This window comes from Halalkalibacterium halodurans (assembly GCF_004376175.1).
Classification (GTDB): domain Bacteria; phylum Bacillota; class Bacilli; order Bacillales; family Bacillaceae_D; genus Halalkalibacterium; species Halalkalibacterium halodurans.
Genome location: NZ_SNUY01000170.1, coordinates 1 through 675 on the forward strand (window position 1 = coordinate 1; position 675 = coordinate 675).

At 35.7% G+C, this 675-nt stretch carries 1 protein-coding gene; it reads right to left on the minus strand.

Translation table 11 applies throughout. From position 1 onward, the window contains the following. Positions 1-98: 98 nt before the first annotated feature. Complete coding sequence (locus E2L07_RS20655) at positions 99-359, minus strand: hypothetical protein (protein ID WP_134230542.1); 261 nt, start codon at positions 357-359, stop codon at positions 99-101. Positions 360-675 lie beyond the last annotated feature (316 nt).

A 675-nucleotide genomic window follows, 5' to 3' on the forward strand; every position in this document is an offset into this window, starting at 1 on the left:
CCGCTCCTCATTCTAGAAAGATGCTTTTCAGAAGAAAAATAACCATGATTCTTTCAAAGGGATCGGGAATCTAATCGTTTTTGGCCTAAAACCCTGATTTATGTTCGAGGTATGAATAATTCAGGATATAGTATCTTATTTTTAAGCGCATTATCCGTATTTTTAATGTAATGCTCCCATAGAAAGTTAAGAATTGTGTGATAGGCAATTGGTTTCAAAAAACCTTCTTCCATTTGACTAATGTTAAAGTTAATCAAGCGAGCAGAAGCCAATGAGCTTGAAGCATTTTTCCCAAGTTTTGTTTGTCCATCAAATATAGGTTTAGAACCAGTAGATAAAAATGGTTTAATCGCAGCCAATAGTCTTTGAGCTTTTGGTTCATGTTCAAAATGTTCAATTAGGTAATTGAAAATATCGCTAATTGTCGGTTCAGGTTTTCTTACTCTTGATTGAATAATGTGTCCATCTACTTCTTTTGGTCCAAACTCAAATAAAGAGTCAGTATGAGTAAAATGTTTGTGGGAGAAGAAAAAACCTCCTCATCCAATTAATGGAAATTTACGTTACTTGGATGAGGAGGCCACCAAGCGAAAGCGCGGTAGGGTTTAAGCAAAATACATGAAAAAAGGGTCTCTCCTTGGTAGAATCATAGTCGACGAAAACCCGATTCAAAGG